We start from the raw sequence: 8,246 nt of genomic DNA on the forward strand, positions 1-8,246 counted from the left end.
CATTAACTCATTAACTCATTAACTCATTAACTCATTAACTCATTAACTCATTAAAAAATTAAGTAAATGGACATCAAAAACCAATGAGTACATTAGAAAATTTAGACTCGCCCCCCATGATGCCGGTGTATTCCAGACTAATGGATCGATCCCACATCTGTAAGCAGATTCGCTCCTCACAACGAGGCCTGTCTAATGGCCTCCTGACTGAGATATCGCCCCGGTTGTCGTACAGGTCATATGTGATCGAAGATATTCTCCCGACGTTGATCGCGAACATGCTATTCGCTGTAACTGGTTTTAATAACCCATAGCCGCCTGCACAGACTGTCCCCCCTCCCCCGAACGTCCGGTAACTTCAGCAGAAGTTACCGGAGCCTCCTCCCGATATGAGCAGATTTTAAAAAAGTACTGTATATCAAATGTAACCCATTTGGCGTCCATCGTGTGTAATACCGACCAATAGATTAAAAATACTTATGCATTTATTAAAATATTGATATTAGTAACGTTTGCATAAAAAAGGAAAATCAGATTATTCTCGGCATTTGCATTTGACTTAGTTAATTTTTATTTATTATATTAGGAATAATCTCAGCATAATAAAGGTGAAATCCTCAGACTCAAAAAGATCAATATTTTCGATGTTATCATGAGATGGGAATGAATCCTCTCAGGATCAAGGATTAAAGTTATCGCTTTATTAACTATAGCTAAATAAGTATCAGCTATCGTTTAAACCATGGTGGTATTTCTTTCTTTTGTTACTTATAAATGGAGTTTAAAATGAAATTCAACCGTCTGTTATTATCAGCATTAATATCTTCTGCTATGGTGATATCTGTCTCCGCAAATGCCGCTGATGGTACGATTACTTTCAATGGTAATGTTACTGCCAGTGCATGTACTTCTATTGTCGGCGCAGGACCGACTGGGGGTACCATGACACAACCCGCCACCGTAACACTGCCGAACGTCGCCAGTGAAACGCTGAATGGCTCTGCCGGCACCCTGACAGGTCACACCGCTTTCAGCATAGAACTGAATGGATGTGAAGCCACCGTGCAACTGAACAATGTCAGAGCGCTGTTCACCACAACGACAGCAGCCGCTGGTGATAGTTACATCATGGGAAATACCGCTGTCAGCGGCGCGGGAGATGTTGGTATCGCGATCCTGACCCCAGCGGGTGTGCAGATTGACCTTAACGGCGGCGCAAATGCCGATCCTGGCGAAACGTTACCAGCCACGTCAGGCAACGTGACCCTGAATTACCTGGCTGCCTATAAGTCTCTGAGTACGTCAGTTACCGCAGGCCCCGTTACAGGTGTTGCTGATTACGTTATTTCCTACTTTTAACTAATCAGCATTATTACCTGAGACTGTTATCTGTCTGTACTGGAATACTATACAGATAAATAAGATAGTTACGAAAGAACAATGACGTAAAGGAATGACGCAATGCTTCTCTTATTGTCGCAACATGACACCTGCGTAACAAAAAAGTTTTCACCTGTTGGTCTTTTATGCTTTTGTGGGTTAGTCCCATTTCAGCTAAAAGCCGGGGGTGATTTCGAGGAAGCATTTTTACGTAAGAATAAAAATGGAGCAACGCCTGATGTTTTTGTCTATCAAAACGCGATAACGCCAGGTTTAAAAACCGTAGATATCACAATCAATGACAGAGCAACAGAGCAACTGGAAATCCATTTTATAAAAGATGAAGGGAATCGCGTCATTCCTTGCTTATCCCGGGAACAGCTTAAATCATTTGGGATTAAAGTTGATCTCTATTCAGACTGGGAGGAAGAGAGTACCAATAGCGATGGAATGCAATGTGAGGATCTCGTCAAACGCATCCCGGCAGCACATCAGCATTATGAAGATGCTCAACAGGTTTTACATATTACCGTCCCGCAAGAAGCTCTTGAAACACAGCACTTTACTATGATACCCGAAAAAGAGTGGGATCATGGTATTACTTCATTACGTACAAGTTATAGCGGCTATTTTTACTCTTCAAAAACCAAAGGATATAAAAGCAACGGCTGGAAAACCGACGATACTACACAGAACAGCACCTACGTTAATTTAAACAGTGTTGGCTCATTGGGCGCATGGCGTTTTTATAGTATCGATACATTTTATCGCAATCCTGGCAAGTCATGGGAATCAAATCATGACCGGATGTATATTTCTCGCGATTTTGCTTCCTTGCGCAGTAACTTTCAGGCAGGAGAAATTTATACGAAAACGTCAGGATATATGATGGGTTCTCTGCCATTAAGCGGTGTGTCATTGGCAACCAACGATCGTATGTTAATGGATAATCAGTTTAGTTACGCTCCGGTCATTCGCGGCGTTGCCAGAACGAATGCACGACTGGTAGTACGCCAAAGATCGAACATTATTTATAGCACGACCTTAACGCCCGGTCCTTTCGCAATCGACGATATCTACAGTGCGCAGATCGGTGCCGACCTTGATGTGATGGTAGAAGAGTCTGATGGTCAAGTGCAATCATTTCGTGTGCCCTATACCGCGCTGCCCAATATGATTCGGCCTGGCATCACGCGCTACAGCACTGCAGCAGGCAAATACCGAACGCAGGGACGCTCCACAGACGAGCCCTGGATTACGACGGCAAGTCTGGAACGTGGCTTTGAACATTACACGTTAAACAGTTCTCTGCAAATCGCCAGGGACTATCAGTCCATATCGGGTGGAATAGCCTGGAACATCGGCAGCATCGGCGCTTTTTCTACCGAAATTGCGCACACACGTCATCGGGACACCTGGAATAATGACCGCCAGAGCGAGGGGTCAGCGGCGCGTTTTCTGTTTGCCAGACAATTTGATTCCACAGGGACTTCACTGCAAATACTGGGTTATCAATATCGCTCAAAGAATTTTCTCGATTTTCAAGAGTTTATATCTAAAAGCCAATATCAGAATATTGATGGATATAGACGGAGCGACAGTGAATGGGATCGCCGAAAACGCAACCGTTTTGAAATGACCCTTAACCAGAATATGGACGGATTTGGCAGCCTGTATCTTTCGATGAGTCAGGATCGGTACTACGGATCGCAGAGTAATAGCTATTCTATTAGCGGTGGCGTGGGAACCACCGTTGGTCGGGCGAGTATCGCCCTCTCGCTGACGAAAACCCAGGACAACGCGAATGATAATAACATGGTGAATCTGTCAGTAAGCATGCCATTAGGTCACGCCGATCAAAACCTGGGGTCGCTGAGTTACAACCTGAACCGGGACAACAACAATCAATATTCTCAGTCCCTTGGTTACTCCGATACCGTTCTGGACAACAGAGTCAATTATTCCGCGAACCTGCAGCGTGATGCTCACGGCAAGTATTCACAATCCGGCTCTGTTGGTTACAACGGTAGCCTGGCTAACGTCAGCGCGGGAGTCGGTCGCAGTAACGGCTATCAGCAGTATTCCGCAGGCATGAGCGGTGGCGTAACGATGTACAGCGGAGGCGTCATTCTGTCACCGGCACTTGGCAAAACGATTGGCATTGTTGAAACGCAGGGCGCATCCGGTATCGGCGTTTCCGGTACCAATAATGCAAAAACGGATTACTTTGGCCACGCGGTTGTCACCTGGCTTACACCTTATCGTTACAACACCATTAATCTTGATACCGCCAGTGCCGGGAACGTTGAGATCAAAGACTCCAGCCGACGCGTCGTCCCCAGTGAAGGTGCCGCCGTACATCTTAAATTCGCCACCCGCGTGGGCAGAAGAGCGTTGATTGATATTCGAAGCCAGAAAGCGATTCCATTGGGAGCAATGGTATACCTTGAAGGGGAAGATGAAGAAGCCGGCATTGTTGGGAACAACGGTATTGCCTACCTGAGCGGGCTGGATGCTCGCGCAGATCAGTACCTGACTGTGGTATGGGGAAAAGGGAAAGCGCATCAATGCCAGTTTGTTCTACCGGCGGCACCTGAGACAGCAAATAACCCGGATAGCTGGCACAAAAAACAGGCTGTTGCATGTCATTAAATGACGGGATTACACCACTAAAAGGATTTGATAAAAATGAGCAAATATCGATTCATTCCATTTTTACTCTTAACGGGGGCGCTGTGCAGCGTGGCGCATGCGGCAGTACGACCGCAGTTAACGCGCGTCGTTGCCTATGCGCAGGATAAAGAGACGTCCGTTGAAATCATCAACGACAGCAGCGAAACCTATATGGTGCAGTCGTGGCTGGAAGATACTAATGGCAAAGACAGCAATATCCCGTTAGTACTGACCCCTCCGGTGATGAAACTGGAAGGTAAAAAACAGGGTAAGCTTCGCCTGGTGGTTTTAAACAGTGAAATCCCGCAGGACCGGGAATCAGTGTTCTGGCTGTCATTACAGGAAATACCCCCGAAAGCCAAAGATATCGATAACCGTCTTGTTGTGGCAATTCGCAGCCGCCTGAAGGTTTTTGTTCGTCCACAAGGATTAAACTCAACTGACGCCATTAAAGCGGCCCAGGCTCTCACCTGGAGTATGGAAAAAAACGGCTCATCATCCTGGCTTAAAGTGACGAACCCAACACCTTATTACATCAGTTTTGGGGAGCTTGCCGCTGGCTCAATTAACGGCAAAGCGGTACGTCTGGATGACAAGCACAATATGGTACCGCCAATGGGTTCTCAACGTTATCAACTCCCCGCTCATATTAAAGCCAGCAAAGTGAACGTCACCTGGAGCTCGATAAATGACTGGGGGGGAGCAGGCACAGAATACAAAGTTGAGGTTCTGCAATGAATAACGGGCTTGTATTATTAGCGTGCGGCGCATTGTTTGTTCCGATTGTCACTTCAGAAGTTTCTGCTGCGACATATTCCTACCCCTACAACTGGTATACAGGAACCAATGCCGGAAAAGCGGCGGGAACCTGTATCTATCAGATACCGGATATCCGGCCCTTTCAGGTTGCCAGGACCCTGGTCGTTGACAACAGTATTGCAACAGGGACGGTTTTATTCTCATGGGATTACAGTAATTTCCTCCCGAATATAGGGGTAAATTGTACCGGCAGCGGTATAGCGAATTCGACAGGCGATATGGTTTATAATGGGAAGACTATTAACATCAATGCCGCGATATTGGAAATGGCGATATCTGGCTCCAGCCATACCGATGGAATATTTCCCACCAATATTTCTGGCCTGGGAATAAAACTTTACGTAAAAGCACACTCTGCAGTATTAACCAGCTATAACGGAAATCGTTATCAATGGATTTACTTATATAACACCGAATCAGGATCGCTATATGCCAATAAAGATGTGGAGTATTTGTATCTACGGACCCCCAGGCTATCTAATAATGTACAAATTAAAAGAACTGCTATCAACTCATATTCACTTGGTGGTGAGGCTCTGCTGTCAATAAGAGGCGAGTTAGTAAAAACAGGAAATATCTCTGGTTATGGCGCACTGAGTTTAGCATCAAGTACTATGTCATGGACAACAACAGCTATTCTTAGCCCCGCACTTCCGACAAACTTGTTTGCTGGTTCATCAATAACTGTTGCCGCTCCATCCTGCATTCTGGACCAGACGGATTACACTATTCCCATGGGGCGCTGGGTTGGCGACACCTATAAATATACCGGAGCTATAGCTCGGGGAAATGATGTTCCGATCAAGTTATCGCTGAAATGTTCAGGCAGATTATCGAACGTATATTTTAAATTTTCTGATGCAGGAAACAGTCCCAACTCAGGAACGGAGAGAAATATTAGTCTTTATGATAGTAACGGGGGAAAAATTGATAATCTGGGGATCGAATTGCGTTATAACGGCAACAGAGTGAATATTGATGGTACCACGACGATCAACACGGGTAGCCACGGTACGGCGAAAACAGATGCTTCATCAACACCTGTTTATGACTCTAGTAGCTCAGTAAATTTTACCGCTAATTACCTGCAAACCGGCAATATCGTTCGCAACGGTAACCCTTATACTGGCCCCGTCTCCGGAAAATTAAACATGATGGTTACTTATAACTAACATCGTATTTTTTATCGATAGAGAGGACAATTTTAAATTTATAATAAAGGAGCTTGAGTAATATATGAGTAATAATCATAAACCCGGGTGGTTCAAAATCGTTATCATCTCCGGCATTCTGACTGCCACAGGATTGCTTTTTGCTGTCCCAACGGCATACAACATCTGGCGTAATTACCAGAGCATTGGTATTTACAAGCTGGTTACGACAGGTGAGGTTACCATGAAGGAGGTTTCAGAAAAAACGGGCCGACGCTCCTATAAAAAAGTAAACCGCTACTATGCTAAATTCAGGTCCGCAGATAAAAAGTATGAGAAAGAAGATCAGATAACCCCTCTTCAGGCCAGCGCCATCAAAAAGCGTGGTACCCGATATGCACGGACGTATGAAATATTTGTCGATCGCAACGGCAACTATCGTGTTTCAAAATTAAATAAAGAAAAGAGTCCACAGGATAATCGATGGCCAACATTATTATTTTTCTCATTGCTAAGTGGGGTTGGTATTATTACTTGTAGCTATTCCTTTAAAAAATGGCGAGCATAATTTTAAGCAAAAACTACAATTAAAAAGTAAGATTCAGCCCTTCCCCCATATCGTTACAGTAAACGTTTTTAATGCGGATTTGTCTCAGCATATTTATGCCTATCGCTAAAATAATGACAAAGGCATGAAAGAAAAAAGGAAATATTATGAGCGTAATGATAATCTCCCGAGACCATTTTTTTTCATTCGGACTCACTACCGTTTTACGCGAGGGGGGATTGTGTGTTTACCCCGTGTTATTTAAAAGCATTACAGATATTATAAAGACTGTTTTTATTAATAAAGGTGATGTTATTATTATCGATGTTGACAGTTTTTCAGATACTACATTCCTGCATCGTGACATCAATAAAAAATGTCACTTGATCTATATATTTGATTTACCCCTCTGTTTTCTTAAGATGAATCGCAGTTTTTTATCTAAAAAAGACCCATCTGGTTACATTATCAAGAGCCTGCAAAATATAACCGAAATAAACCATCCTGTCATCAACAGTCGAAATATGAGAAATCTGGAACTTTTTAACCAAGGGCACAGCATTCAAGGCATTGCTGATGAAATTAATATGTGTAAAAAAAGTGTCTACCGAATAAAAAATGAAGTTGTCATCAATAGTGGTTTTTTAAAATTCCATCCTGCTTTTACAATGTATACAATGATTATTTTACTGCAATTACTACCATGAGAAATCACGGTCAATAACCTTATATTTCATTTCAGGATATAGCGATAACTTTTATTGCCAGAATGAATTCTTGCAATCCATTTCCCGGCACATGAGGGTTGCCGGGTATTCTTCATGCCTGATACGGGCGTGATTTGATCAATGCAGGCCGTGTGAATCCCAGACATTACCCCGCCGTTCAGACTTGGCAAGAGTTTGAAATGGTACCGATAATGGAGTCGAACATACGACCTTCACATTACGAAAGCAAGCCAACTCCAAAATGAGTACAACAATGAGTACATTTAAGACAATCTAACAAACAAAGCAATATATATCAATGATATAATACCAAAATCACGATTTAACGTCTAAATAAAATTTGCTGTCTCATGAGGTTTCACTGAATCTCATAATAACGGCAAAACCCTATAAAATCCACGCAGTTGCGTGGATTTTTTATTTCAGAGAGTGTGCATCTGTCTCGTAACGAGACAGTCAAAAATGAGTACATGAATGAGCACAACATTCTGCCATCTTCATTTTTAGTGGGTACGATAACGGTATAATAAACAAACAAGGCCCCGTTAGGTTCACTGATACGAATGCCGCACTGCCAAGCCGAAAGAAAAACTCTATCGACTTAATGATTTCAATGGTCTCTACCTCGAAGTGAAACCCAATGGTAAAAAGGCATGGCGCTATCGGTTTAAACTCAACGGTAAATCCAGCATGTTTGCGCTGGGTGAGTACCCGACGGTCAAACTTGCCGAAGCTCGCGAGAAATGCGAGCAAGCGCGTAAGCAAGTCGCAGATGGAATTAGCCCGATACAGGCTCGTCAGTTAGATAAGATCCGTAAGGTCAATGACGCATCTAACACCTTTGAGCTGATCGCCAAAGAGTGGTTGCAGATGAAAGACTGGGCCGAAATCACCAAAACGCGGCGACTGGATATGCTTGAGCGTGTAGTTTTCCCCGCCATCGGCAAA

At 43.8% G+C, this 8,246-nt stretch carries 6 protein-coding genes and 1 pseudogene; all 7 read left to right on the forward strand.

All coding sequences use genetic code 11. From position 1 onward, the window contains the following. The first annotated feature begins 786 nt into the window (after positions 1-786). Positions 787-1,359, forward strand: a complete 573-nt coding sequence (locus N0B36_RS23335) for a fimbrial protein (RefSeq protein ID WP_259689325.1) — start codon at positions 787-789, stop codon at positions 1,357-1,359. A gap of 102 nt (positions 1,360-1,461) precedes the next feature. Beyond that, a complete protein-coding gene (locus tag N0B36_RS23340) occupies positions 1,462-4,032 on the forward strand; it encodes a fimbria/pilus outer membrane usher protein (RefSeq protein WP_259689326.1) in 2,571 nt (856 codons plus the stop codon). A gap of 36 nt (positions 4,033-4,068) precedes the next feature. Next, positions 4,069-4,791 carry a molecular chaperone gene (locus N0B36_RS23345; RefSeq protein ID WP_259689328.1) on the forward strand — a complete coding sequence of 241 codons (723 nt, stop codon included), beginning with the start codon at positions 4,069-4,071 and terminating at the stop codon, positions 4,789-4,791. Next, positions 4,788-6,044 carry a fimbrial protein gene (locus N0B36_RS23350; protein ID WP_259689329.1) on the forward strand — a complete coding sequence of 419 codons (1,257 nt, stop codon included), beginning with the start codon at positions 4,788-4,790 and terminating at the stop codon, positions 6,042-6,044. The genes N0B36_RS23345 and N0B36_RS23350 overlap by 4 nt, the downstream gene beginning before the upstream one ends. Positions 6,045-6,108: 64 nt before the next feature. Continuing rightward, positions 6,109-6,591, forward strand: a complete 483-nt coding sequence (locus tag N0B36_RS23355; RefSeq protein WP_259689331.1) for a hypothetical protein — start codon at positions 6,109-6,111, stop codon at positions 6,589-6,591. Between the two features lie 146 nt (positions 6,592-6,737). Further along, positions 6,738-7,277 (forward strand): hypothetical protein, encoded by a 540-nt coding sequence (locus tag N0B36_RS23360; protein ID WP_259689333.1) that lies wholly within the window; start codon positions 6,738-6,740, stop codon positions 7,275-7,277. 582 nt (positions 7,278-7,859) lie between these two features. Beyond that, positions 7,860-8,246, forward strand: a pseudogene (locus N0B36_RS23365) (tyrosine-type recombinase/integrase); the annotation flags it as partial.

Source organism: Citrobacter sp. XY323 (assembly GCF_025106035.1).
Lineage (GTDB): Bacteria > Pseudomonadota > Gammaproteobacteria > Enterobacterales > Enterobacteriaceae > Citrobacter > Citrobacter braakii.

Bases quoted from the DNA above. Each gene is read 5' to 3' on its own strand.
- N0B36_RS23345 (WP_259689328.1), top strand. From the start codon at position 4,069: ATGAGCAAATATCGATTCATTCCATTTTTACTCTTAACGGGGGCGCTG.
- N0B36_RS23335 (WP_259689325.1), top strand. From the start codon at position 787: ATGAAATTCAACCGTCTGTTATTATCAGCATTAATATCTTCTGCTATG.
- N0B36_RS23355 (WP_259689331.1), top strand. From the start codon at position 6,109: ATGAGTAATAATCATAAACCCGGGTGGTTCAAAATCGTTATCATCTCC.
- N0B36_RS23350 (WP_259689329.1), top strand. From the start codon at position 4,788: ATGAATAACGGGCTTGTATTATTAGCGTGCGGCGCATTGTTTGTTCCG.
- N0B36_RS23360 (WP_259689333.1), top strand. From the start codon at position 6,738: ATGAGCGTAATGATAATCTCCCGAGACCATTTTTTTTCATTCGGACTC.
- N0B36_RS23340 (WP_259689326.1), top strand. From the start codon at position 1,462: ATGCTTCTCTTATTGTCGCAACATGACACCTGCGTAACAAAAAAGTTT.